The organism is Pseudomonas sp. F3-2 (assembly GCF_038804275.1).
GTDB lineage: Bacteria > Pseudomonadota > Gammaproteobacteria > Pseudomonadales > Pseudomonadaceae > Aquipseudomonas.
In genome coordinates this window covers 1392303-1415124 of record NZ_CP152388.1, presented here as the reverse complement: position 1 = coordinate 1415124, position 22822 = coordinate 1392303, and the positions used below count along the sequence as shown (strand labels likewise).

The following is a 22822-nucleotide window of genomic DNA, read 5'->3' as shown; positions in this document are numbered from 1 at the left end:
GCGTCAGGCCGCTGCATAGAAGGTGTTATGACCAAGCTCACTCCCACAAGGATCTCCGGGCATTCCCGAATCCTCTTCCCAGACACGAATCCCGTAGGAGCGAGCTTGCTCGCGAAGGCGTCATTCCGACCGACACATCTCCAGCGGCAGGCGCTCAGTCTTCGCGAGCAAGCTCACTCCTACAAGGATCTCCGGGCATTCCCGAATTCTGTTCCCACACACGAATCCTGTAGGAGCGCGCTTACCCGCGAAGGCGTCATTCCGACCGACACATCTCCACCGGCAGGCGCTCAGTCTTCGCGAGCAAGCTCACTCCCACAAGGATCTCCAGGCATTCCCGAATTCTCTTCCCAGACACAAATCCTGTAGGAGCGAGCTTGCCCGCGAAGGCGTCATTCCGACCGACACATCTCCAGCGGCAGGCGCTCAGTCTTCGCGAGCAAGCTCACTCCCACAAGGATCTCCAGGCATTCCCGAATTCTCTTCCCAGACACGAATCCTATAGGAGCGAGCTTGCTCGCGAAGGCGTCATTCCGACCGACACATCTCCACCGGCAGGCGCTCAGTCATCGCGAGCAAGCTCACTCCCACAAGGATCTCCGGGCATTCCCGAATTATCTTCCCAGACACGAATCCTGTAGGAGCGGGCTTGCTCGCGAAGGCGTCATTCCGACCGACACATCTCCAGCGGCAGGCGCTCAGTCTTCGCGAGCAAGCTCACTCCTACAAGGATCTCCGGGCATTCCCGAATTCTCTTCCCAGACACGAATCCTGTAGGAGCGCGCTTGCCCGCGAAGGCGTCATTCCGACCGACACATCTCCACCGGATGCAACCGACCCCTTCCCGGCTGAAGCCGGTCCTACGGGCGCTGCGACCTGTTCGTAGGACCGGCTTTAGCCGGGAAAGCGTCGGGCGCTCCGCCTCAGAAACTGACGGTCGCTGACAGGCGGGCCGTGCGGGGGGCGCCGAGGAAGATGTAGTCGTCGCCCAGGTATTCGCCCACGTCGCGCCAGTAGCGTTTGTCGAACAGATTGTCGACGGTGAGCCGGAACACGGTGTCGTAGCCGTCGATGCGGGTGCTGTAGCGGCTGCCGGCATTGAACACTGCATAGTCGTCGACCTTCACCGAGCCTTCCCGGTTGGCGTACTTGCTTGAGCTGTACTGCATGCCGCCGAGCAGGGCGAGTCCCGGAATCGGCAAGCTGTAATCGGCGGACAGGCTGCCGCGCACTTTCGGCACGTTGATCGCCTGGTGGCCTTCGTACGCGGCGGTGCCGCTGTCTTCCACGCGCGCGCGGATGGCCGCGACACTGGCGGCGATCTGCAGCTGCGAAGTCAGCCAGCCGTTGGCGCTCAGCTCCAGACCGGTGTTCTTCTGCTGGCCCTGCTGGACGAACACCGAACTGATGCCGTCATCATTGGGCCTGGAATACTGGTACGCCTGGCGCGTCTGGAACACCGCCGCGGTGAAGCTCATCCGGCGCCAATCGTACTTGACCCCGGCCTCGAGCTGACGGGAGATCGTCGGCGCCAGAATTTCGCCCGCGTTGGTGTCGAACACCGACGCCGTGCCCCCCAGCGAGAGGCCTTTGCTGTAACTGGTGTAGAACGAAACGTTGTCGACCGGTTTGTAGATCAGCGCGGCCTGCGGCAGGAAAATCGAGCGCTGCGTGTGACGATTGTCGCTGCCGTCGTCGTTGTACGCTTTTTCATCGAGGCGCACCTGCCGCCCACCGATAACGGTCTGCCAATGCTCGTCGAAATGGATGCGATCCGTGGCGAACAGGCCGTACTGACGGCTGTCCAGACGCCGCTCGGTATGCCCGACCGACAGGTTCGACGGATCGAACTTCTGCGGCGTGTCGTGGATATTGCCCGAGCCCACGTATTCGCTGAAATACGGCCGGGTGTCCACAGTGCGGCGGAATGCGCTGGTGCCGAACGTCAGTTCATGCTTGAGCCAGGCCGTGCTGAACAGCCCGCTCATCGACGCCTCGACTTCGTCATTGCGTCGGGTGTCGTCGGGGCTGCGGAAGTCGTAGATGTCGTAACCGCCGCCAGGGGTGAAATGCCCCGTTACCGGTTCGCTCGGGCAGTCGCTCTGGAAATAGCAGCCGTAAGCGAACGCGCTGTAATCGTCGATCACCACGCGGCTGCGCGAGGCGCTGAGGCTGGCCTTCCAGTCATCATTGAAGCGGTACTCGTAACGGCCGCTCATATTCAGCGAGTCGATGCCGACCGGGTTGGACCAGCTCTGATAGCCGAGCAGCTTGCGCGGAGAGGCATCGTGAGGCAGCTCGGTGCCGCCCAACAGTTGATAGCCCGGCACCGATCGCTGCTCTTTGGTCTGATACTCGACGTCCAGCTGCAGCGTCGACTGATCGTTGATGTTCCAGTCGAACGCCAGAGAGGCGAAATCGCGCTTGCCGTCAGCATGCTCGACATACGAGCGAATGTCTTCGTGGGCAACGTTGGCGCGCAGGCCGAACTGCTTTTCGCTGCCGAACCAGCCACCCACATCCGTGGCCAGGTAGCGCTCGCCATGTTCGTTGGTGGAGACGGTCACCGAGCGCACGTCTTCCGGGCGCTTGGTCTTGTAATTGACCACACCTGCAGGCTCGGAAACCCCGCTCTGCAAGCCCGACAGGCCTTTGAGCAGTTCGACCTGCTCTTTGTTTTCCAGCGCCACGTTCTGCTCGCCAGTGATGCTGCGGCCGTTGATGCGGTAGCTGTTGGAGGCGTTCAGAGAAAACCCGCGGACGACGAAGTTTTCGTAGTAACCCACCGGCGCGTAGCTGTCGCCCACTGACGCATCGTTACGCAGCACCTCGCTGAGCAGCCTGGCCTGCTGATTCTTGAGCATTTCCTGACTGAACACCGAAATCGAGGCGGGTGTATCGATCAAGGGCGCCTCGTTGAAGCCGCCGACCGACGCGCTGCCAGCTTGATAAACCGACTCCTGTTCGCCTGACACATTCAGCGCATCGAGCGTCAGCGGTTCGGCCTCCTGCGCGGCCAGCCAGGGCGATGCGAAAGCGATGCTCAGCGGCAACAAGCGACGCGTTAAGCCTGCGACAGGTCGGAACGGGGTGTTCATCGGCGGCGGAATTCCTGGTTGATAGCGGTCGGCGGTGAACGACGCGCAGGCGAATCGGCGGCGCATCTTTTACGTTCTGCGCCGGATTTTTACAACCTCGATATAAACCTCGCGCGCGCCTCGAAATGTCAGGGCAGCCTCCTTTACACTCCGGGCTTACCTCTTCATGGACGCTCCCCTATGACGCCCTCGCTGCTCTTGGCCGTGCTCGCCTCAGGCTTCATCTACGCCATTTCGCCAGGCCCCGGCGTGCTCGCCGTGTTCGGCATCGGCGCGTCCAGAGGGCGGCGCGCCGGGGCGGCCTTTCTGTGCGGGCATTTGCTGGGCGATGTGATCTGGTGCAGCACGGCGCTGGCCGCGATCATCGGCGCCAGGGTGATCGGGACGACGGCGTTCGATGTGCTCGGGCTCATAAGCGGGGTATTTCTGTTCTGGCTCGGCTGGCGTGCCCTTCGCGCCAGACGCAGCAGCGACGACCCGACCAAAGCGCCGGCGCGGCAGCCTTTCTGGCACGGCATCATGTTCGGTCTGACCAACCCGAAGGCGTACCCGGTGGCCGTCGCGACCTTCACGGCTCTGCTTTCCAGCCGCGCCGACATGCTCAACTGGTCGATGTTGCCGCTGCTGATCCTGATCAGCACGCTGGGCGGCATCGCGGCGTACGGCATCATCGTCGGCGTGGTCGGCGCTCGCCACGTGCGGTCGGTCTATCAACGGCACGAACTGACCATCACGCGGCTGTGCGGCGTGATGTTCATCGGTTTCGCGATCAATGCGCTGATGCATGCCGTACCAGGGCTTCTGCCGCGCAAGCCCTGACCAGGCGCTTACTGCGCCAGGCCGACCTTCAACAACTTGCCGTCGTCTTCGTCCGTCAGTACGTAAAGATAGCCGTCCGGGCCCTGGCGCACATCGCGAATGCGCGACTTCAGCTCGCCGAGCAGTCGCTCTTCGTGCACCACTTTGTCGTCCTTGAGCTCCAGCCGGATCAACACCTGAGCCGACAGCGCGCCGATGAACACGTTGTGATCCCACTGTTTGAAGCGGTCGGCGTCATAGAACGCCATGCCGCTGATGGCCGGGGATTTTTCCCACACATGAAACGGATTCTTCACGCCCTCGATAATCTTGCCTTTGGCCTCGGAAATAGGCTGGCCGGTGTAATCGATGCCGAACGTGGAGATCGGCCAGCCATAATTCGCGCCCCGTTCGATGATGTTGATTTCATCCCCGCCCATGGGCCCATGTTCATTGGTCCACAGCGTCCCGCTCCATGGGTTGAGCGCGGCGCCTTGCTGATTGCGGTGGCCGTAACTCCAGATTTCCGGGCGCACGTTCTTCTGGCCGACGAAGGGGTTGTCCTTGGGCACCGTGCCGTCGGGATAAAGCCGCACGATTTTGCCCTGCAGCTTGTCCAGATCCTGCGCGGTCGGCCGGTTGTTGTTCTCGCCCAAGGCAATGAACAGGTAACCGTCCCGGTCAAACACGATGCGCGAACCGAAGTGATTGCCCACCGACAATTTCGGCTGTTGCTGGAAAATCCGCGTGAAGTTTTCCAGCCTGGTCATGTCTTCGGACAGTCGCCCGCGCCCCGCAGCGGTGCCGCCGGTTTTGCCATCGCTGCCGGCCTCGGCGTAAGTCAGGTAGACCATTCGGTCCTTGACGAAATCAGGGGAAAGCTCGACATCCAGCAGCCCGCCCTGGCCCTGCACCCAGACCTTCGGCACACCCGAAATGGGTGCTGACAGCTTGCCGTCAGGCGCCACGCGCCGCAGGCTGCCGGTGCGCTCGGTCACCAGCATGCCGTCGTTGCCGGGCAAAAATGCCACGGCCCACGGATGCTGCAATCCACCGACGACTTCATCCACGGTCAATGTGCCCTCCTCGCTTTGATAAGTTGCTGCCGACGCGTGTATCGACAGGCCAAGCAAGGCGCACGCACTCACAGTGGCAATCAGGGTCCTGCGGATCAACGAGCTATGCATCATGGGCGATTCCTTTATGGCGGGGAGCGAAAGTGGCGGTCACGATCATCGTTTTCATTGAACGCGGCGCGGTGCGTCGGTGGAAGGCGCCGCAGGCGCAGGCTGGCGCGCCGGGTAGCCATTGCCGATACCGCCGTTTTCGAGGGTCGGCGGCCGCGGCTGTACTGGCCGCAAATCAGGGCCGCGCATGCCGGGCGTAATCGACTGGGTGCCTTGACGGCTGTTGGGGTTGGCGCGGCGGATGGCGCCATTGTCCGACGTAGTGTTCGATCGGCCAGGGTAGTTGGCCGCAGCCAGTTGCAGGGATGAATCCACCCCGCGCTCAGCGGCCTGCGCGGCACCGGCGCAAAGCAGACCGGTCAGAGAAAACATCACGAGACGTCGCAGGAAACTGTTCATCGGTTATCTCATGTGGGAGGGCGATCGAATGAGTCACGAGTCCGGTGTTTGATGACGATCGAGCGCGTAGGTTCGCGCCGCTCGGGTGGCGTAGCAACGCGTAGGACGATTCGCTTTGTAACAAGACTAGTCTGTCGCCGGGTGATGGGCAGTCGGTCGGCTGCTGCACAAATCTTCCAGACCCGACCGTCCGCTGTTGATAAGGTAAGCAGCGATGGCAGCGCATTCACCCGCAGCGTGCGGGTATCGAGCGGATGCGCCGTGCAGTTCGTTTCGCCAAGCCGTGCCCCTCAGGAGCCCCCGATGTCCAACCGCAACTGGATCGATCTCAAGCAGGACGCGATGTCCGGCATCGAGACCGTGCGCGCGCATTTCGAGGGCCACGCCTACGACCCGCACTGGCACGACAGTTATCTGGTCGGCATCACCGAACAAGGCGTGCAGCAATTCAATTGCCGGCGCCAGCAGTACAACAGCACGCCGGGCAAGGTCTTCCTGCTTGAGCCCGGCGACATCCACGATGGCCACGCCCCCGATGCAGGCGGCTTCACCTATCGCACGCTTTACCTCGAACCCGCCTGGCTCGATCGCGAGCTGCGCGCCCAGTTCGAGGAAGCGCCGGACAACGCCAGCCTGAGCTTCGCCGAAACCCTGGCCGAGGACAGCCGTCTGGCGGTCGCGACGGCCAATGCTTTCCAAGCCATGCACCATGACGAACTGCGCATCGTGCGCCAGACCGCTCTGGATCAGTTGCTGTCGAGCCTGACCAGCCATCTGCGCTGGCGCACGTCGATCACGCCCGATCCGCGCCTGCCGCTGGTGGCACAAAGGGCTCGCGATTACCTGCACAGCCACCTGCATCAGGACATCGGCCTGGATGATCTGGCCCGGGCCACCGGCGTGGACCGCTTCCGCTTGAGCCGTGCATTCAAAGCGGCATTCGGCCTGGCGCCCCATGCGTACCTGATTCAGTTGCGCCTGACCCGCGCCAGGCATTTGCTGGCGCGCGGCGAACTCCCCGTCAGCGTCGCAGCCGCACTCGGTTTTTCCGACCAGAGCCACATGGGGCGCTGGTTCCAGCGCGCTTACCGCATGACCCCGGCGGACTACCGCAGGCGCTGCTCAAATCTTCCAGACTGACGACCCGGGCGGCAGCGATCATCGATTCATGATCAATAACTGCCGAGGGGTCCCATGCAAACCTTGCTTCCTTTTCTGCTGTTCGCCTTCGTCGCGTCAATCACCCCCGGCCCGACCAACATTCTGGTGCTGACCAACAGCTCGCGTCACGGCATGCTGCGCACCCTGCCGATCGTGCTGGGCGGCTGTGCTGGCGCGGCATTGCTGGTGTTGCTGGTCGGCACGGGCCTGGGTGACCTGCTGGCACGACATCAGGCGATACAGACGGCGATGTCGTGGATCGGCATCCTCTGGCTGACTTGGCTGGCCTGGCAGATTTTCCGGGCACCCGCTGAAGCGGTCGAGCCTGATCGCACCAAAGGCACGCCGCAACTCGGCCTGTGGGGCGCGGCCAGCCTGCAGGTGGTCAACCCGAAAACCTGGATGATGGCACTGGCCGTGGTCAGCGTATTTGCCGGCACCGGCGCCGACCGGATGCTGCAAGTGATGTGGCTGTCGCTGGCGTTTTTTCTGGTGTCGGTCCCATGCCTGATCGTTTGGGCCTACGTGGGCGTGAGCGCGGCGAAGCTGTTCCGCTCGGCGCGCAGCATGAAGCGCTTCAATCAAGCCATGGCGCTGTTATTGCTGGCCTCCGCCTGGCTGACGCTGGTGATGTGAGGCGCGCTGGCGGGCGTGTTTTAATGCCTGCTTTCAACGCCGATCAGGACGCAACATGGCGCCTTTCTACGATGCACGCGGCAACATCTACGCCGTCATTTCCCCTGAGACCCTGCGTGCCATGGGCGTCAACGTGCCGGAGTCAGCCGCTCAAGCCGCGTCGGCCCGTCAGCACTGGACGTCAGCGGCCATCAGCGCAATCTGCGACTGGCCTGCGGGGCAGCGTCCGCAAGGGAGCAAAGCCCACCGCTCGGATGGCTTGCTGGTAGGTCCCTTCCCGAGCGTTGCACCTTTGCAGGGCGTTGCGCCGTTCGACGTGCTGATCGTCAACACCGACGGCACCCTCGCCGAGCGCAGCGGCAACGGCCTGACCATCTTTGCCCAATCCCTCACCGACACTGGACTGATCAACGCCGGCGAAAGCTTCACCCTGCACGTTCATCACGACAACGCCGACTCCGCCAGCCCGCAGCCGACTCAGGTGGTCCCTGCAGTCGTCAACGGCGTGAGCGGGTTCTGGCTGGACATCGGCACCCCGGGGTTCGGCCCGCAAGCCGTCGGCGCAAAAGGGGACGGCGTGACGGACGCCCTGCTCGGCCCGCATCGGGTCAGCCGGGTCGAACGACTGGCGTGCCTGCACCCGGCGTGGCACAGCAGCGTATTCGTGAGGGTCGGCAATCCGCACTGCGTGACACTGGTCACCGACATCCAGGCGCTGCCAAGTTTCGAGGAACTCCATGAAAACCCGTTGAACGATGCTTTGACGCGCATCGCCTTCGCCGCCGGGGCGCTCGGCAGCGGCGATCCCTGTCCGGCGGGCGTCAACCTGCAATGGGCGGCCAGGCTGGGCCCCGACCGGATCGCCGCCAGGGTGTTCGAACGGGGCGAAGGTCCGACGGCGTCGTCAGGCACCAGTGCCAGTGCAGTGGCTTCAGCGGCCTGGCGATGTGGCTGGGTCAAAGCGGGGCTCGTTGAAGTGGTGATGCCGGGCGGGACAGCGCCCGTTCGGCTGATCGAGCAACAGGGTGATTTGGCACAAGTGCAGCTGTTCGGCGCCGCGCGCCTGCAACGCTGAATCGTTGCCACAACGCCGCGCAGGCTGCGGCGACGTACGACGCTTGTGCCAAAGTGCGAACCTGCGCGCAGGATCATGGGAAAATGCCACTACCGCGATTGCATCGCCGCCGCATTTGTCTATGCTTTCAGCAATTGTCGTCCGCCATCCGTTTGAATGGCGGACCAAAGGTCAGCTAGTCATCGACTATGGACGTCAGGCGCCGACATGGAATCTCCGTTTCTCTCCCGATTTCTGCGACCGTTGATCGTTTCGATGCTCATCAGACGACCGGTCGACACGCCTCCCGTACAGCACGCAGGCCTCTGGCCCGGCCGTTTCAGCCCTCTTCTGCATACTCGATCAAACATTGATGCCATCCCGCCATGACTCAAGGCGGTTTTCCGCAGGTCGACTCTTTGGTTAGCCAATTCAGGGAAGACGGTCCTCCGACCGCATTTCGCAATATTGAGGTACATGGCAGATGTTCAATTCACACCGCAAGGCCGTTGAAGCCGAGTTGCAGATGTCCACTGCGGCGCTGAGCCAGTCTCAGTCCAAGCTTGCTGCTATCAGCCGGGCCATGGCGATGATCGAATTCACGCCTGACGGCATCATCCTCGACGCCAACGAGAAATTCTGCCGCGCCATGGGCTATGAACGCGACGAATTGGTGGGCAAGCATCACCGCATCTTTTGCGAAAAAGCGTTCTATGAGAGCGAGGCATACTCCAGGCTCTGGCGCGATCTGGCACGGGGCGAGCCGGTGTGCGGGACGTTCATGCGGCTGGACAAATCCGGCCGGGAAATCTGGCTGGAAGCGGGTTATGTGCCGGTTTTCGATGCGGGCGGCAAGGTCCAGAGCGTCGTCAAGATCGCGTCCGACATCACCGCGCGCTCGCACAAGGAGCATGAAAACCAGAGCATGATCGATGCGATCGGTCGCTCGATGGCAATCATTGAATTCTCCCCGGACGGCCGCGTGCTCACCGCCAACGAGAACTTTCTGCAGACCATGCATTACTCGCTGAACGAAGTCATCGGGCAGCATCACAGCATTTTCTGTACCCGCGCTGAAGTGGAGTCGCCGGCCTACAAGGCCTTCTGGGCGTCGCTCAATCGTGGGGAATACCATTCCCATCGCTTCGAACGGGTGAACAAGCTGGGTCAGACGGTTTATCTGGAGGCCTCCTACAACCCGCTGTTCGACGTGAAAGGTCGGCTGTACAAAGTCGTCAAGTTTGCCAGTGACATCACCGAGCAAGTGACGGTCCAGCGCCATGCGGCGGCCACGGCCCATGACACCTCGGTCCGCAACGACGCCAGCGCGCAAAAGGGTTCGAGCGTGGTGCAGCAGACCGTGGAAGTGATCGAGCAGATTTCCAGCGACCTCAATGAAGCCGCGCGAAGCATCGATGCGGTGAACAAACAGTCGGAAGTCATCGCCAGCATCGTCCAGACCATTCGCGGCATCGCCGATCAGACCAACCTGCTGGCCCTCAACGCCGCCATTGAAGCCGCCCGGGCGGGCGAGCATGGTCGCGGCTTCGCTGTGGTCGCCGACGAAGTACGCGGCCTGGCCGCACGAACGAGCAAAGCCACGGTTGAGATCGTCGACGTGGTGCGACAAAACAACGAACTGGCGAAAAGCGCGGTTTCAAGCATGCAATCCAGCCTCAGCCGAACCGGCACCGGCGTGGAACTGGCCAACGAAGCCGGAGAAGTCATCCTGGAAATCCAGCAAGGCTCCCGCCACGTGGTAGATGCCATCAGCCAGTTCAACTCGACACTGCAGCTGGATTGACTTTGGGCTCACCGCGGCGACCCGGCAGATCGCCAGCGGTAAGCCGCCTTGACGTGTTCGATAACGGAAATTACTCGCCGATGTCTTCGTTCCACAGCTCTGGCTTGTCGGCGATGAATTGCTTCATCAGCGCGATGCAGGTGGCGCTGTGGACGACGTCGACCTGGACGCCGCGCGAGCGCAGCAACGCTTCTTCGCCCATGAACGTCTCGTTCTCGCCGACGATGATTTTGCGGATGCCGTAAAGCAGGATGGCGCCGCTGCACATCGCGCAGGGCGACAACGTGGTGTACAGCGTGGCCTCGCGATAGACACGGGCGGGTTGGCGACCGGCGTTTTCGAAGGCGTCCATCTCGCCGTGCTTGATCGCGCTGCCTTCCTGGACCCGGCGATTGTGCCCGCGTCCGATGATCTTGTCGTCGTGGACGATGACTGAACCAATCGGAATGCCGCCCTCGGCCAGCCCCTTTTGCGCCTCTTCAATCGCAGCTTGCATGAATGGGTCCATGATCCCTCTCCCGTATGGTCAATAAATCTGCAGCCCTGCTCGTGCAGGGTCAGGCGGGCTCAAGGCTTGGCTTTTTTCAGCGCGTTGTCCAGTGCAGTCGACACATAGACCTTGAGCAGTTCGCTGGAACGCTCTTTCATGTCCATGCCGACATCGCGCTGTTTGGTGCGAAATTTATTGGCGATTTCGGGCTCCGGATCGCCGATGTCCAGCGCCTGAAGCTCTTCGGGCGTGAATGACGCGGCGTAGGCAGCGGCCAGATTCCGGTCCCATTCCTGCTGATACTGAGGCTGCAGGTATTGAAGCTCATCCTGCACGATTTCCTGCGCCTTGGTCCGGCCGACCGCCTCGACGATGGTGGAGAACGCCACCGTGCGTGACGCAACCTGATAGCCGAGCCAGCCGAGGCTTTCTCCCAGATGGCGGTCTTTGACGAATGTCAGCGCGCTGTCTGGCACGGGCGCTGCCGGCGCCGCTTCCGATGCCCTGGCCTGGGGAGCCGTCGCGAGCAACAGGCTGAGCATCAGCGCGCTCGACCCCTTTGAAATCGTCAACGCAGTCGATCTGCAATATCCCATGTCCTCTCCCCGGCGACTTTTATCAGTGTGATCAACTCATTGACGGCTCGGTGTCACGTTCGGTGAAGCTAGCAGTTGAGGCCTGCTTTGCCAGTCCTCCAGGCGTGCGTTATCGGTCAGCTCAGGCGCAGGACGGGTTTGATGAAGACCATTGCTGCGCGCTCATGCGATAGATCCTCACCCCCTGACGGTGATACTGGCTGTGCACGAAGCCTTGGAAGCCGACTTTCTGTATCACCCGAACGGACGCCACATTGGCGGGCTGGACGATAGCGATCACTGAATCAACACCGGCGCCTGCGAATCCCGCTTGCAGCGCGCAACGCGCCGCTTCGGTGCCCAATCCTCTGCCCCAGAACGCTGACGCCAGCCGATAGCCAAGCTCGACCTCGTCGGCCCCATCCACGCGCTCAGGATTCAGACCGCAGAATCCGGCCAAGGTTGACGAAGCGTTGTCCACCACCGCCCACGGCCCGAAACCGTACTGGCGATAGGAATGGCGGCACCATTCGATGAATTCAGCCGTGGCCTTTTCCGACAGAACCCCGCGTACCGAATGACGCATGACCGCAGCGTCGCCAAGTATCTGCGCCAGCGCCGGCGTGTCGTCAGGGATCAACTCACGCAGCGTCAGACGCTCGATGTGCCGGGAAAAAACGTGATGAGTCATGATCGCTGATCCTGCGGGCATAAGCCTTGAGCATGGCGCAGGCTGGTGCGTGTGACTGGCGGCAGAGAAGTGAATGCCTGCCTTCACGGGGGGTTGATACCGGGCTGTCAGAGGTCCGATGACTGACGGCCCGGCGCAATCCTGCGGCGTGTGTCCTGGCGCCTTACAACGCCGCGGAGACTTTCTCCGCGACGTCGGCAGGCACCCAGGCTTTCCAGATTTCCGGGTGGTCTTTGAGGAAGGTCTTGGCCACGGCATCCGGTTCCTGGCGCTTCTCGCTCATGACACCCAGCGTTTTGTTCAACTGGTCGATAGGCAGGTCAACCTTTTCGAAGAAGCTCACCAGCTCCGGATACTGCTTGTGAAAAGGCTCCGAGACGCCGATGGCCAGATGCGCCGCGAGTGAACTGGAGCCGATCGGATTCGGATTGCTGGCATCGGACAGGGTTTTCCAGGCGGCTTCGTTGAACGGCGGCTCTTCCAGCTTGATCAGCTTGAAGCGTCCAAGCAGCGGCGTGGGCGACCAGTAATAGAACAACACCGGTTTGCCACGGCGGATCGAGGAGGCAATTTCCGCATCCAGCGCGGCGCCCGAGCCCGTGCGAAAGTTGACGTAGCTGTCGTTGAGTTTGTAGGCCTTGAGTTTCTGCGTGTTGACGATCTCCGAGGTCCAGCCGGTCGGGCTGTTGAGGAAACGCCCCTTGTCCGGCGATTCGGGATCCTTGAACACGTCCTTGTACTTGGGCAGATCGGCGACCGATTTCAGGTCCGGCGCCAGCGGCTTGATGCCTTTTTCCGGGTCGCCCTTGATCACGAACTCCGGCACCCACCAACCCTCAGTCGCGCCTTTGACGATGTTGCCCAGGCCGTGCACCTTGCCTTCGGATTCAGCCTTGACCCACGCAGGGCTGCGACCGGCCCACTCTTCGCCGATCACCTGAATGTCGTTTTTAGCCAGCGCGGCTTCAAGGCTGACGGTACTGCCGGGCAGTTTGTCGGTGGGGTAGCCGTAACCCTTTTCGACGATGGTGCGCAGGATCTCGGTGATCAGGCTGCCACTTTCCCAAGTGATGTCGCCGAAGTGGATCGGCGCTGTCTTTTCTGCGGCGTTCGCTGAGCTCGCCAGCGCAGCCAAGGCCAGCAGCGAGCCGCCCAGCCAGTGTTTGATCGATGTCATCGTTGTCTCTCGTGGCTCAAGAATAGGAAAGGCCCAGTTGGGTTTAGCACAGCTCACGCTTCATTCCAGACAAGCGCGCCGGCAACAGGTTTCAGCTTTGTCCATGTAAGCACTGACCGAGCTTTGCGAGATGCCCAGATGCACGGCAATTTCGGGGTAGGTCAGGCCTTGTGTGTGGGAGAGCACGAAAGTCGCTTTGACCTTGAGCGGGAGACGGTTGAGGCGCCGGTCGATGCGGTCGAGGGTCTGCAGCGCGGCCGCCAGATGCTCAGGGGAAGGCGCCTGCTGTTCCTCCTGCGCCAGCCCTTGCACATAATCGCGTTCCAGATCGCCGCGGCGCCAGCGCTGATAAATCAGGCGCTGGGCGATGGTGGTCAACAGTGCGCGCGGCTGACGGATCGGCACCACATTGGGCGACGCGAGCAGTTGCAGGAAGGTTTCCGAAGCGATGTCTTGTGCGCATTCGCGGGACTTGAGCAGCCGACGCAGGCGCTCGCACAGCCACGCATGGTGCTGCACGAACAACTCGCTGAGGTATTGGCGATGGGTAAGATCGGCGCCAGCCATGAGACGTCCCCTGACGTGTTCTTGTTATCCCGGGAGTGCCGGTGGCGCCATGCTAACAAGTGCCGTTATGCAGTAAAAAGACTTAAAAGTGCTTCTTATAGACGAATCGGAAATAAATGAAATCGGCGGAAATTCTTAGCTCGCGCCGACGCGGTGGCAGTCGCGCTCACCGGATCGAACCGCCTAAAGCGTGCTCAAGCCCTGCCTTTGGGCGTCACGTTCATAATCGAGCAGGACCTGATAATCGCCCTCGGCCGCAGGCACCACTTCACTGATCGCCAGCGTTCGTGCGACGTCCGGCAGCGCTTGGAGTGCCTGATTGAGCGCCCTGCGGATCGCAGCGCCGTCGTTATCCAGGTGGGTGATGTACGGCAGGCACGGTCCCGCCGCCGTGCGGGCAATCACCTTGATGCCAGCGACCTCCTCACTGTGGTCGCGTGCCAGATAGTCGAACGTCACACTGTCAATGGCGGCAAGATCCCCCTCTCCGGCCTTGATCCGGGCCAGACTGTTGCGGTGCCCGCCGGACAAGGACACCTGGGCAAAGAACCGGCCGTCCTGCTGCAACGGCGCCAGCGTGTGACGGAACAGGTTCATGCCCGAATTGGAATCCCGCGAATTGAGCAGGCCATGGCTGCCGCGGAAAGCCTCAAGCGTCTGACGCGCATCGTCGGCACGCGCGACCAAAAGGCTGCAATGGTTGCCGTCAGCGCTGTGGGCCAGTTGATACACCGGTCGGCCGACCACCTGAACCTGCCCGCGCAACGCGGTCATCAGTGGATAACCGCAGGTCTGCGCGAGCAGCAGCTGCGGCGATAACCACAGCTGCTTCAAGTCCAGCGCCTGCGCATCCAGACGCTCCACGCCGAGGATGTCCAGCGCTCGCAGCAGCCACTTTTCCTGCGCCTCATGGACGCGCGCTGGCGCGACATACATCAGCAGTTCGGCAAATCCCTGGGGCATGTTCGAGTTCCGGGTCTAGACGTAAGGGTGCTGTGGGCTGTCGATGGGACTGAAACTGTGACGCCGGAACAGTTCAGCATATCCGGGCACCAGAAAACCACCGCTGCGTGCCAGCCACTGCTCGCGACGGGCGCGATAGACCTGCGGAATGTGATACCAGGAAAGCCCCGGCAAGTCGTGATGAACCAGGTGCAGATTGAGGTTCAGAAACAGCCAGCCCCACGGCCATGATGCCTCGTTGATCACGGTGCGCTGCTGCGGTTGTTCGCTGGGCCGATGCTCGTAATAGGAGCGGACCATGGAAATCGCCAGCGCTGGAACGGTGCCGAAAGCCAGGTAATGCAGGCTGGACAACGCGCTGTAACGCTCGATGAAACCGAACATCAACACCAGAAAGAACCCGTGCGTCACCCACATCGCCCATGCCTGTCGCTCGCCTTGCTGCAGACGCGTTGCTTCCCCGACGATCAGGCCGTAGAGCGCCAGCGGCACGCCAAACACCAGACGCCCCGGCGGCGTTTTGTCCAGCCAGCGCAGCAGACGCATCGGCGCGCCAGTCTGCTGCCAGCGGGTCTGGCTGAGGTAACGACTTTCCGGATCCCGGCCCGGAATGGTCAGGTCCTCGTCGCAGTGGTGCTGCAGGTGGGTGTCGCGGTACAGCGTGTAGGGATACCAGACCGCGAAGGGCGCGTAACCGAGCATTTTGTTCAGCCACGCACGGCGAGTCGGATGGCCGTGAAGCAGCTCATGCTGCAGCGACATCCACAGGATCAGCAGCGGGATCAACAGCAGCGTGGTCGGCCACACACCCAGCGTGGGACTGAGCAGCATCAGCACAGGCCAGCCGGCATACACAGCGATCAACAGCAACCACGTCGGCCACTCCGTGCGGCCAGTGAAGCTCGTGCGCAGGCGTACGATCTCATCGCGTTGCGCGTCGTCCAGATAGTTGGGCATTGCCGGTTCCTGCAGTGGGGCTGATACAGGGATGTGCATCGGCGCAGGAAAAACTTGTAGATCGATTGGTTATGACGGTAGAACGAAGCCCGAGCGCTACGCTGCGCGATACGTCCCCAACCTTGTACGCAGATGTCCACGATCCGGTTTCACGCCCTGCCCGACCTGCAACGTCCCCTGCTGGACAAGTTCTACCGTGCCCAGCGTTCCTCCATGCGCAGCAAAGGCGAGGCGCAGTTCTGGGTCGCCAGGACAGGCGAAGTGGTGGGCGGCCTGTGCCTGACGCCGATGGCCGAAGGGCACTGGCTCACCGGGTTATTCGTCGCGCCATCGATGCGCGGACGCGGCGTTGGCGCAGGTCTGGTGAAGGCGGCCGTCGCGCACGTCCAGGGCTGCGTCTGGTTGTTCTGCGAGCCGGATCTGGTCGCAGGCTTTTACCGGCGGTTGGGTTTTGTCGAAACCGAAGACCTGCCCCGGACCCTGGCCGATCGGCTGGCCCGTTATCGCCAGACAAAGACGCTGGTCGCACTGGTTTACCCCGACGTCGCAATCCTTAGATCCGTTGGTGCGGACCACCAAACCAAATGTGCCATTCCCCGCTGAATCCCGCGTGCTAGCCTCGCCCATCACTTCTGATCGAACGGGATGCACATGAAACGCACGCTTCTGGCTTTGTCCCTGGCAGCACTCATCGGCCCGACGCTGGCCACTGCCGCAACACCCGCGCCAGCCCCAACTATCAGCCATGCGCAGTTCGCGCCGGTACTTGCCGGCGACTGGCGCGTGCCGCAGAACGCAGCCCGCGATCAATACCGCCATCCCGAGCAGACCCTGCAATTCTTCGGTCTGCGCGATGACCAGACGGTCATCGAAATCACCCCTGGCAACGGCTGGTACAGCGAACTGCTGGCGCCGCTGCTTAAGGAAAAGGGTCATTACGTGGCGGCAATCGTCGCGCCTTCAGTCAGCGACTACGCCAGAAAATCCGCCGATGGTCTGAAGCAGAAATACGCCGCCGACCCCGCGCATTACGGCAAGGTCGAGGTCGTGGAATATGCGCCAGACGCCCCGGTCCTGGGCAAGCCAGGGTCTGCAGACACGGTCCTGACCTTCCGCAATGTGCACAACTGGGTCGATGCCGGCAACGAAGCGGCAACCTTCAAGGCCTTCTATGAAGTGCTCAAGCCCGGCGGCACGCTGGGCGTTGTCGATCACCGCGCTAAAAGCGGCACGACTGCGAAAGACAACGAGAAGAACGGCTACCTGCCTACGGATTACGTGATCAAGCTGGCGCAAAACGCAGGCTTCACGCTGGCCGGAGAAAGCGAGATCAACGCCAATCCCAAAGACACCAAGGACTACCCGGACGGCGTCTGGACCTTGCCACCGGCCTTGGTCAAAGGCGATCAGGACAAGGCCAGGTACCTTGCAATCGGCGAGTCGGACAGGATGACGCTGCGCTTCATCAAGCCCGGCAAATAGGTGAGCCCGCAAGACCCGAACTCAATCGTCGGCGTTCGGGTCCATGTCCGGGAACAGCACTTCGGTGAAACCGAAACGGCTGAAATCGGTAATGCGTGACGGGTACAAACGGCCGATCAAGTGATCGCATTCGTGCTGCACCACCCGTGCGTGGAAACCGCGGGCGGTACGCTGAACAGGCTTGCCGTCGGGATCGAAACCTTCGTAGCGGATGTGTTCGTAACGCTCCACCACACCCCGCAGCCCAGGCACCGACAGGCACCCTTCCCAGCCTTCTTCCAGCGTGGGCGCCAGCGGTGTGATCAGCGGGTTGAGCAAAATGGTCTGCGGCACGGGCTCGGCATCGGGATAACGCTCGCTGCGCTCGAATCCGAAGATCACCAACTGCAGATCGACGCCGATCTGCGGCGCGGCGAGGCCCACGCCACCCACGCTTTCCATGGTCTCGAACATGTCCTGAATCAGCGTCTTCAACTCGCGAGAGCCGAACATCGATGCAGGCACTGGCGGCGCCACACGGAGCAGGCGCTCGTCACCCATTTTCAGAATTTCACGAATCATGGCAGAACCTTTCGACTGGGCGGATGCGCCGGAGAAAGGCGCATCCTGCCACATTCTCGATCACGGTTTGTCGGTCTTGAGCACCTGTGGCTGCTGTTCGTAGTCGTGATCGTGGCGATGATCACGACCCAGCCCGGACAGGTGCTGCTTTTCGTAGGCGGGCTCGTAGGAAGTTTTGCCGGCGCCGGTGGCGCTGTCGTTTTCGCCCGCCTCGCGCTCGCCTTTGTCCTTGCCCTCGTCGGACATGTGCTCGATCACCGCATTCATTTCAGCGCCCAGCAACAGCACCGCAGCCGAGATATAGAAGTACAGCAGCAACACGATGATCGCTCCGATGCTGCCGTACATCGCGTTGTAATCAGCAAAGGTCTTCACGTAATAGGCGAAGCCCAGGGAAGCGACGATCCATACCACGACGGCCAATACCGAACCGGGCGTGATGAAGCGGAAATTCTGCTTAACGTCCGGCATCACGTAATACATGATCGCCACCGCGACCATCAGCAGAATGATGATCAGCGGCCAGCGCAGGATCGTCCAGAGCGTGACGATGAAATCTTCCATGCCGATCTGCGCAGCCAGCCAGCTGATCACTTGAGGCCCGGTGACCATCAATGCGGCAGCGGCCAGCAGCATCCCGGCAATGCCAATGGTGTAGAGCACTGACAATGGAATGCGCTTCCACACCGGCCGTTCTTCGACCACGTCGTACGCCGCATTCATCGCGCTCATCATCAGGCGCACGCCCGCCGAGGCGGTCCACAAGGCGATGACGATACCGATGGACAGGAGCCCGCCTTTGGATTGCTGCAGTTGATCGATGACCGGGTTGACCTGATCCAGCGCCTGAGGCGGCAGCACCAGTTCGGACTGTAATCGCAGCCAGCTGAAAAAGTCCGGCAGGTGCAGGAAACCGATCAGGGCGATGAGAAACAGTAGAAACGGGAACAACGAAAACAGCATCTGATAAGCCAATGCCGAGGCGTACGTCGACATCTCGTCATCGAGAAATTCTTTGACCGTTCTGACCAACACCGTCGTCAAACGCAGCTGGCGCAAATCCGGGAATATCATGGCGTCTCCTTTCGCAACGTAGACGTATCTGAAGCACATTTACCTATACGAGCGGGCAAACGCTTTGAAATTCCGTGTGCCCGCTGCAACGGGCCGGTTTTTTACAGACAGTTAAGCAGCTTTGCCATAGCCGATGCGTTTCAAAAAACAGCACCGGACACAATAACGGCCATCCGAGGATGGCCGTTATGGGCGAAACGTGTATCCGCTTCAGGCTCATGCGCCTGAAGCGGAGAGGCCTCAGGCCTTGTCGACGCCTTTCTTGACAGCGTCTTTGGCCTTGCCGGCCGTCTGCTGCGCTTCACCTTTGATTTCCTGCGCCTTACCTTCTGCACGCAGTTTGTCGTTGTCAGTCACTTTGCCGACGCCTTGTTTGACGTTACCGGCTGCTTCGTTGGCCATACCTTTGACTTTATCGCTGGTGCTGCTCATGGGAAATTCTCCAGTGTGAGATTCCGGAAGCGGAATCGGGTGTCATAACCTCGACGTAGTGGTTGACTGGCCTCCCGCGAGCAGAGTTTCAATTATTTTCCCGGCGGCCATGCGCGAGGCGGTCGTACATTTCGTCCCGTCCGCCAAGTTTGCCTTTAGTTTTGTCCGAGAACCCCGGAGAATGCGCGCCCGAGCCGGGCTGTGCCTATCATGCAACACCAGGTTCACGAGACAGAGATCCACAGGAACGTTATGAAACTCGACAAGCAGCAGGCCATCGCGCGCCGCAACGAACAACTGGGCGGCGCTGTGCTCGGCACCAACAACACCCATTTCGCCACCCTGGACCCCAAGCGCAATATCTGGTGGTTCGACCTGCCCGTCAGCCGCCTTGCAGTGGGCCAGTACGAATGGCTGCACCTGCTGCTGCACACACCGGCCACCGACGAGTTGATCCATCTGAAGGTGACCACCCGATTCCTGCGCGAGAACAAGGACGGCGTGGTCATTCGCAATGAAGGCAAACGCAAGTCGACCGTCAGCCTCGAGCTGTCCGCCGACAAGGACTCCTACCTCAAGGACATGCGCCCCAACGGCGCCAGCCTGAGCTTTGCAGGCTTCGTGCAGAAATAAGCCCGCGGGCCGGAACGCCGGCGCTCACATTCGCTGACGTGAACGCCGCGCCCCGGCAATCTGATGCGCGGGGCACGACAGCAGGGTTCAGACCAGCTCGATGCGGTCGGCGTGAATGACGATCTGGCCTTGTTTGTACAAGGCGCCGATGGCTTTCTTGAAGTTGCCTTTACTGACCCCGAACAGATTGCTGATCACTTGCGGATCGCTCTTGTCGCTGACCGGCAACACCCCGTTGCTCTCGCGTAACTTGTCGAGGATCTTCGCGTTCAGGCTGCTGGCAAGCTGTTCGCCTACCGGTTGCAGGCTCAGGCTGATATTGCCGTCGCTGCGCACTTCCTTGATGAAGCCTTTTTCCTGTTTGCCTGAGCGCAGAAACTTGAACACTTCGTTCTTGTGTATCAGGCCCCAGTGCTTGTTGTTGATGATGGCCTTGAAGCCCATCGCGGTCTCTTCGGCCACCAGCAGGTCAACTTCCTGCCCGACCGAATAGTTGGCCGGCACTTTGTCCAGGTAGCGGTCCAGGCGGGTAGTCGCGGTGATGCGGCGCGTGTGTTTGTCCAGGTAAACGTGGACGACGCAGTAATCGCCGGCCTTCAGCGGACGTTTCTCTTCGGAGTAAGGCAGCAGCAAATCCTTGGGCAGGCCCCAATCGAGGAAGATCCCGATGCTGTTGACTTCAACCACTTTGAGACTGGCGAATTCGCCCACCTGAACTTTGGGTTTTTCAGTGGTGGCAATTAACTTGTCATCGCTGTCCAGGTAAATAAAAACGTTGAGCCAGTCTTCATCTTCACTGGGAATATCTTTAGGGATATAACGATTGGGCAGCAATATTTCGCCGTCCTGAGCGCCGTCCAGATATAAACCGAAGTTAGTGTGTTTGACCACTTGCAAACTGTTGTAGCGCCCGACTAAAGCCATGTCCAGATACCCTCATTACGTGGGCGGCATTCTACCCGAGTTTGCCAGCGGATTGCCGCTTGCCCCGCACGGGTTTGATCGGGGGCGCCGCAGGCCTTGAAAATCAACGTCTTGGCACGGGCGAGCGGCGCAATGCATCGGCTGCGAGGGGCCATTCGTCAGGTCGCCAATCCGATTCAGGGCGCCATCGCGCATGCATTCGCGGACGGCATCATCACAGACTTGGCAATTAAAACAGGCATTTACCGAATATTTTCAGGAAATGATTTGCGTCTTGTCGACTTATCGGTATAGGGTTCGGCGCCAATATTTGCCGAGCAATTTCCTGCGCATTCAGATAACATGGCCGGCCGTATTAATTTTATATAGGTTAATAGCAGCCATGCGCGTAAAAGCATCCAACTCGAAAGCCAAGCCAGCTCCAGCCGTTGAGACCAGTGATTCGATCAACGCTCAGATCGCAGCTTTCCTGAAATCCGGCGGCGAAATCCAGCAGATCGCCAAAGGCGTCAGCGGCCAGACCTTCGGCCCGTCGAAACAGATCTCCCTCGGCAAAAAGTAAAATTTTTCCCCGCCCCCGCGGTCGACATCCAGGCGCTTTGAACACAAAGCGCCAGGTCCATCGATCCTCGCTGCACAAAGCTCTGCTTTACTGTCCGTCATTGACCGCTCGTCGCTGTCCCGGCACGGCATTCGGCTGAATGACCAGACAGACAGGACGATGCCCTGATTTTCCAGTCGTCCCTGCGGAAACCCGATATGAAAAAATGGATGTTCTTCGGCGCCCTGTTCTGTCTCGGTCTGGGCGGTTGCGCGACTCATGGGTGTGACAACACGGTCGCGGGCAGTTCATGCCGGGCAGACTATCTGCTGTATCAGAACGACATGTTGCAGGCCAAGTTACTGATCAATGAGCGTCGTCAGGAAAATTACGAGCTGGCCAGCGCTCTGCTGCAACGAGCCGCCCGCGAAGACAGTACCGGTGAGGCCGAGTTTTATCAGGCGGTGCTGATGCTGCGGCAGAATGCCGATGAGGCGCAGGTCAACGACAAGCTCAAGGACTCCGCCGATCGCAAGTACCCACTGGCCGTTGCGTTGATGGCCCAGCGCACTGCGACACAGGATCAAGCCAAGGCTATCCGCTACCGCGCGCAGTACGACGAACTCGATGTGGCGAAGAGTGGATACCCTTCATTTTCCGAAGCCTTGATCGTGGTCAACAAGCTGATTTCGCAGGGCAACTGATCGCAAAGTTCACATTTTCTGCATCGAATCGATGAGCGGTCGAGTCGTCGCGGCAATCGGCGGTATGCTTGCGACGCTCTAGCTCGCGGTTCCTATCGAGCCAATCGGCGTACCGATAAGACACCTTCGATCCCACTCCTCTGAATCTGAAAGGAGTGAAGCATGCCTTATGCTCGCTGTTTTACACGATGGAGCGTTGCGCTGTTCACCGGCGCGATGTTTGTGCATCAGACCGCCAGTGCTCAGGTCATGGTGCGGGAACTGGGTGACTTCAGCCTCAAGCTGGGGACCACACCCAGCCGGACGATGGCGCAAGGTCTCGTGACGCCAAGCGGCGGCGACACGGCGTTTCACGGCGGCCTGGACCTGACACACGACAGCGGTTTCTATTTTGGCCAGTGGTCACCCAGTGCAGGCCTTACACCGGACACGGCGCTTGAAGTCGATTCCTACATGGGCTTCAAAAAGCCGTTCGACAAAACCCTCGGGTACGAACTGGGCGTGATCCGTTACAGCTACCCGAACACCGATCAGCTCGACAGCCACGAGCTTTATGCCGGATTCAGGATCTTCGACAGCCGCATCGGCACAGCCTTCAGCACCGATGCGGGACGTCAGGACAGCACGTTGTTTCTGGACCTGGGCAGTCTCATTCCCTTGGGCCTGGACCTGCGCATGCAGTACGGCAACCATCAGCTCGACACGCCGTCGGTGATCGAAGGCGGCGGCGTGGTCAGCACTTACAACGACTGGTCGTTCAATGTGTCACGCCCCTGGATGGGCATGGACATGAACCTGATCTACAGCGGGTCGAGCCTCAACGGCGCCGATTGCAGTGCGTACAGCGGCCATAACACCCAGTGCGAAGGCGCAGTCACCCTGAAGGTGGTTCGCTCGTTTTTCTGATTGGCTGA

Annotated in this window: 26 protein-coding genes; 12 read left to right on the top strand and 14 right to left on the bottom strand. The window is 60.8% G+C overall.

Features of this window, described 5'->3' with window-relative positions; translation table 11 throughout:
- Window positions 1-923 precede the first annotated feature (923 nt).
- On the bottom strand, window positions 924-3098 hold the full coding sequence (locus AAGQ88_RS06445) for a TonB-dependent siderophore receptor (RefSeq protein WP_342654762.1): 2175 nt from the start codon (window positions 3096-3098) through the stop codon (window positions 924-926).
- Window positions 3099-3278: 180 nt separating this feature from the next.
- On the opposite strand from AAGQ88_RS06445, the gene AAGQ88_RS06440 reads away from it, so the two are divergent.
- Window positions 3279-3917 (top strand): LysE family translocator, encoded by a 639-nt coding sequence (locus AAGQ88_RS06440; RefSeq protein ID WP_342654761.1) that lies wholly within the window; start codon window positions 3279-3281, stop codon window positions 3915-3917.
- An 8-nt stretch (window positions 3918-3925) separates the two neighbouring features.
- On the opposite strand, the gene AAGQ88_RS06435 is transcribed toward AAGQ88_RS06440, so the two are convergent.
- On the bottom strand, window positions 3926-5071 hold the full coding sequence (locus AAGQ88_RS06435; protein WP_342655750.1) for a PQQ-dependent sugar dehydrogenase: 1146 nt from the start codon (window positions 5069-5071) through the stop codon (window positions 3926-3928).
- Window positions 5072-5137: 66 nt separating this feature from the next.
- Window positions 5138-5482 carry a hypothetical protein gene (locus tag AAGQ88_RS06430; protein ID WP_342654760.1) on the bottom strand — a complete coding sequence of 115 codons (345 nt, stop codon included), beginning with the start codon at window positions 5480-5482 and terminating at the stop codon, window positions 5138-5140.
- Between the two features lie 303 nt (window positions 5483-5785).
- Here AAGQ88_RS06430 and AAGQ88_RS06425 point away from each other — a divergent pair, with 303 nt between their 5' ends.
- The 4 genes from AAGQ88_RS06425 to AAGQ88_RS06410 all read left to right on the top strand — a co-directional run bounded on the left by AAGQ88_RS06425 (window position 5786) and on the right by AAGQ88_RS06410 (window position 10137).
- Complete coding sequence (locus AAGQ88_RS06425) at window positions 5786-6622, top strand: AraC family transcriptional regulator (protein ID WP_285425182.1); 837 nt, start codon at window positions 5786-5788, stop codon at window positions 6620-6622.
- Window positions 6623-6676: 54 nt separating this feature from the next.
- Window positions 6677-7279, top strand: a complete 603-nt coding sequence (locus AAGQ88_RS06420) for a LysE family translocator (protein WP_342654759.1) — start codon at window positions 6677-6679, stop codon at window positions 7277-7279.
- A 55-nt stretch (window positions 7280-7334) separates the two neighbouring features.
- Window positions 7335-8354, top strand: a complete 1020-nt coding sequence (locus tag AAGQ88_RS06415) for a diaminopimelate epimerase (protein ID WP_342654758.1) — start codon at window positions 7335-7337, stop codon at window positions 8352-8354.
- Window positions 8355-8817: 463 nt separating this feature from the next.
- Window positions 8818-10137 (top strand): PAS domain-containing methyl-accepting chemotaxis protein, encoded by a 1320-nt coding sequence (locus AAGQ88_RS06410; protein ID WP_285425185.1) that lies wholly within the window; start codon window positions 8818-8820, stop codon window positions 10135-10137.
- Window positions 10138-10207: 70 nt separating this feature from the next.
- Here the strand turns inward: AAGQ88_RS06410 and AAGQ88_RS06405 are convergent, their stop codons facing one another.
- The 7 genes from AAGQ88_RS06405 to AAGQ88_RS06375 form a co-directional block, all read right to left on the bottom strand.
- The gene (locus AAGQ88_RS06405; protein WP_342654757.1) at window positions 10208-10645 is read right to left on the bottom strand and encodes a nucleoside deaminase; all 438 of its coding nucleotides are present in this window, start codon (window positions 10643-10645) and stop codon (window positions 10208-10210) included.
- 59 nt (window positions 10646-10704) lie between these two features.
- Window positions 10705-11169, bottom strand: coding sequence for a hypothetical protein (locus tag AAGQ88_RS06400; protein ID WP_342654756.1), 465 nt, complete (start codon window positions 11167-11169; stop codon window positions 10705-10707).
- A 175-nt stretch (window positions 11170-11344) separates the two neighbouring features.
- Window positions 11345-11893 (bottom strand): GNAT family N-acetyltransferase, encoded by a 549-nt coding sequence (locus tag AAGQ88_RS06395; protein WP_342654755.1) that lies wholly within the window; start codon window positions 11891-11893, stop codon window positions 11345-11347.
- A 163-nt stretch (window positions 11894-12056) separates the two neighbouring features.
- Window positions 12057-13070 carry an ABC transporter substrate-binding protein gene (locus AAGQ88_RS06390; RefSeq protein ID WP_342654754.1) on the bottom strand — a complete coding sequence of 338 codons (1014 nt, stop codon included), beginning with the start codon at window positions 13068-13070 and terminating at the stop codon, window positions 12057-12059.
- 60 nt (window positions 13071-13130) lie between these two features.
- Window positions 13131-13637: a sigma-70 family RNA polymerase sigma factor gene (locus AAGQ88_RS06385; RefSeq protein WP_342654753.1), complete on the bottom strand. Its 507-nt coding sequence runs from the start codon at window positions 13635-13637 to the stop codon at window positions 13131-13133.
- Between the two features lie 183 nt (window positions 13638-13820).
- Entirely contained in the window at window positions 13821-14600 is a 780-nt protein-coding gene (locus AAGQ88_RS06380; protein ID WP_285425192.1) for a PhnD/SsuA/transferrin family substrate-binding protein, read from the bottom strand.
- Window positions 14601-14615: 15 nt separating this feature from the next.
- The gene (locus AAGQ88_RS06375; RefSeq protein ID WP_342654752.1) at window positions 14616-15557 is read right to left on the bottom strand and encodes a fatty acid desaturase; all 942 of its coding nucleotides are present in this window, start codon (window positions 15555-15557) and stop codon (window positions 14616-14618) included.
- 132 nt (window positions 15558-15689) lie between these two features.
- Here AAGQ88_RS06375 and AAGQ88_RS06370 point away from each other — a divergent pair, with 132 nt between their 5' ends.
- Together AAGQ88_RS06370 and AAGQ88_RS06365 are read left to right on the top strand one after the other, a co-directional pair.
- Entirely contained in the window at window positions 15690-16160 is a 471-nt protein-coding gene (locus AAGQ88_RS06370; protein ID WP_342654751.1) for a GNAT family N-acetyltransferase, read from the top strand.
- A gap of 48 nt (window positions 16161-16208) precedes the next feature.
- A complete protein-coding gene (locus AAGQ88_RS06365; protein ID WP_342654750.1) occupies window positions 16209-17039 on the top strand; it encodes a methyltransferase in 831 nt (276 codons plus the stop codon).
- Between the two features lie 21 nt (window positions 17040-17060).
- Here AAGQ88_RS06365 and def read toward each other — a convergent pair whose 3' ends face one another.
- The 3 genes from def to AAGQ88_RS06350 form a co-directional block, all read right to left on the bottom strand.
- Complete coding sequence (gene def, locus AAGQ88_RS06360) at window positions 17061-17600, bottom strand: peptide deformylase (RefSeq protein WP_093462538.1); 540 nt, start codon at window positions 17598-17600, stop codon at window positions 17061-17063.
- Window positions 17601-17660: 60 nt separating this feature from the next.
- Window positions 17661-18674, bottom strand: coding sequence for a YihY/virulence factor BrkB family protein (locus AAGQ88_RS06355; protein ID WP_285425197.1), 1014 nt, complete (start codon window positions 18672-18674; stop codon window positions 17661-17663).
- Between the two features lie 240 nt (window positions 18675-18914).
- The gene (locus AAGQ88_RS06350; RefSeq protein WP_093460996.1) at window positions 18915-19106 is read right to left on the bottom strand and encodes a CsbD family protein; all 192 of its coding nucleotides are present in this window, start codon (window positions 19104-19106) and stop codon (window positions 18915-18917) included.
- Window positions 19107-19358: 252 nt separating this feature from the next.
- On the opposite strand from AAGQ88_RS06350, the gene AAGQ88_RS06345 reads away from it, so the two are divergent.
- The gene (locus AAGQ88_RS06345) at window positions 19359-19739 is read left to right on the top strand and encodes a hypothetical protein (protein ID WP_093460998.1); all 381 of its coding nucleotides are present in this window, start codon (window positions 19359-19361) and stop codon (window positions 19737-19739) included.
- A gap of 87 nt (window positions 19740-19826) precedes the next feature.
- Here AAGQ88_RS06345 and AAGQ88_RS06340 read toward each other — a convergent pair whose 3' ends face one another.
- Window positions 19827-20663 carry a S1-like domain-containing RNA-binding protein gene (locus AAGQ88_RS06340; protein WP_342654749.1) on the bottom strand — a complete coding sequence of 279 codons (837 nt, stop codon included), beginning with the start codon at window positions 20661-20663 and terminating at the stop codon, window positions 19827-19829.
- A gap of 96 nt (window positions 20664-20759) precedes the next feature.
- Between AAGQ88_RS06340 and AAGQ88_RS06335 the strand changes: the two genes are divergently transcribed.
- From AAGQ88_RS06335 to AAGQ88_RS06320, 4 genes are all read left to right on the top strand, one after another.
- On the top strand, window positions 20760-20957 hold the full coding sequence (locus AAGQ88_RS06335; RefSeq protein WP_342654748.1) for a hypothetical protein: 198 nt from the start codon (window positions 20760-20762) through the stop codon (window positions 20955-20957).
- An 88-nt stretch (window positions 20958-21045) separates the two neighbouring features.
- Window positions 21046-21225, top strand: a complete 180-nt coding sequence (locus AAGQ88_RS06330) for a hypothetical protein (RefSeq protein WP_037012170.1) — start codon at window positions 21046-21048, stop codon at window positions 21223-21225.
- A gap of 197 nt (window positions 21226-21422) precedes the next feature.
- A complete protein-coding gene (locus AAGQ88_RS06325; RefSeq protein ID WP_285425200.1) occupies window positions 21423-21908 on the top strand; it encodes a hypothetical protein in 486 nt (161 codons plus the stop codon).
- A gap of 216 nt (window positions 21909-22124) precedes the next feature.
- Window positions 22125-22814, top strand: a complete 690-nt coding sequence (locus AAGQ88_RS06320) for a TorF family putative porin (RefSeq protein ID WP_342655749.1) — start codon at window positions 22125-22127, stop codon at window positions 22812-22814.
- Window positions 22815-22822: the final 8 nt, after the last annotated feature.

Coding starts and splice junctions, on each gene's coding strand:
- AAGQ88_RS06375 (WP_342654752.1), bottom strand. CDS start 15,557: ATGCCCAACTATCTGGACGACGCGCAACGCGATGAGATCGTACGCCTG.
- AAGQ88_RS06345 (WP_093460998.1), top strand. CDS start 19,359: ATGAAACTCGACAAGCAGCAGGCCATCGCGCGCCGCAACGAACAACTG.
- AAGQ88_RS06350 (WP_093460996.1), bottom strand. CDS start 19,106: ATGAGCAGCACCAGCGATAAAGTCAAAGGTATGGCCAACGAAGCAGCC.
- AAGQ88_RS06390 (WP_342654754.1), bottom strand. CDS start 13,070: ATGACATCGATCAAACACTGGCTGGGCGGCTCGCTGCTGGCCTTGGCT.
- AAGQ88_RS06445 (WP_342654762.1), bottom strand. CDS start 3,098: ATGAACACCCCGTTCCGACCTGTCGCAGGCTTAACGCGTCGCTTGTTG.
- AAGQ88_RS06415 (WP_342654758.1), top strand. CDS start 7,335: ATGGCGCCTTTCTACGATGCACGCGGCAACATCTACGCCGTCATTTCC.
- AAGQ88_RS06325 (WP_285425200.1), top strand. CDS start 21,423: ATGAAAAAATGGATGTTCTTCGGCGCCCTGTTCTGTCTCGGTCTGGGC.
- AAGQ88_RS06385 (WP_342654753.1), bottom strand. CDS start 13,637: ATGGCTGGCGCCGATCTTACCCATCGCCAATACCTCAGCGAGTTGTTC.
- AAGQ88_RS06430 (WP_342654760.1), bottom strand. CDS start 5,482: ATGAACAGTTTCCTGCGACGTCTCGTGATGTTTTCTCTGACCGGTCTG.
- def (WP_093462538.1), bottom strand. CDS start 17,600: ATGATTCGTGAAATTCTGAAAATGGGTGACGAGCGCCTGCTCCGTGTG.
- AAGQ88_RS06330 (WP_037012170.1), top strand. CDS start 21,046: ATGCGCGTAAAAGCATCCAACTCGAAAGCCAAGCCAGCTCCAGCCGTT.
- AAGQ88_RS06320 (WP_342655749.1), top strand. CDS start 22,125: ATGTTTGTGCATCAGACCGCCAGTGCTCAGGTCATGGTGCGGGAACTG.
- AAGQ88_RS06440 (WP_342654761.1), top strand. CDS start 3,279: ATGACGCCCTCGCTGCTCTTGGCCGTGCTCGCCTCAGGCTTCATCTAC.
- AAGQ88_RS06410 (WP_285425185.1), top strand. CDS start 8,818: ATGTTCAATTCACACCGCAAGGCCGTTGAAGCCGAGTTGCAGATGTCC.
- AAGQ88_RS06370 (WP_342654751.1), top strand. CDS start 15,690: ATGTCCACGATCCGGTTTCACGCCCTGCCCGACCTGCAACGTCCCCTG.
- AAGQ88_RS06355 (WP_285425197.1), bottom strand. CDS start 18,674: ATGATATTCCCGGATTTGCGCCAGCTGCGTTTGACGACGGTGTTGGTC.
- AAGQ88_RS06400 (WP_342654756.1), bottom strand. CDS start 11,169: ATGCTCAGCCTGTTGCTCGCGACGGCTCCCCAGGCCAGGGCATCGGAA.
- AAGQ88_RS06380 (WP_285425192.1), bottom strand. CDS start 14,600: ATGCCCCAGGGATTTGCCGAACTGCTGATGTATGTCGCGCCAGCGCGC.
- AAGQ88_RS06365 (WP_342654750.1), top strand. CDS start 16,209: ATGAAACGCACGCTTCTGGCTTTGTCCCTGGCAGCACTCATCGGCCCG.
- AAGQ88_RS06420 (WP_342654759.1), top strand. CDS start 6,677: ATGCAAACCTTGCTTCCTTTTCTGCTGTTCGCCTTCGTCGCGTCAATC.
- AAGQ88_RS06395 (WP_342654755.1), bottom strand. CDS start 11,893: ATGACTCATCACGTTTTTTCCCGGCACATCGAGCGTCTGACGCTGCGT.
- AAGQ88_RS06340 (WP_342654749.1), bottom strand. CDS start 20,663: ATGGCTTTAGTCGGGCGCTACAACAGTTTGCAAGTGGTCAAACACACT.
- AAGQ88_RS06405 (WP_342654757.1), bottom strand. CDS start 10,645: ATGGACCCATTCATGCAAGCTGCGATTGAAGAGGCGCAAAAGGGGCTG.
- AAGQ88_RS06425 (WP_285425182.1), top strand. CDS start 5,786: ATGTCCAACCGCAACTGGATCGATCTCAAGCAGGACGCGATGTCCGGC.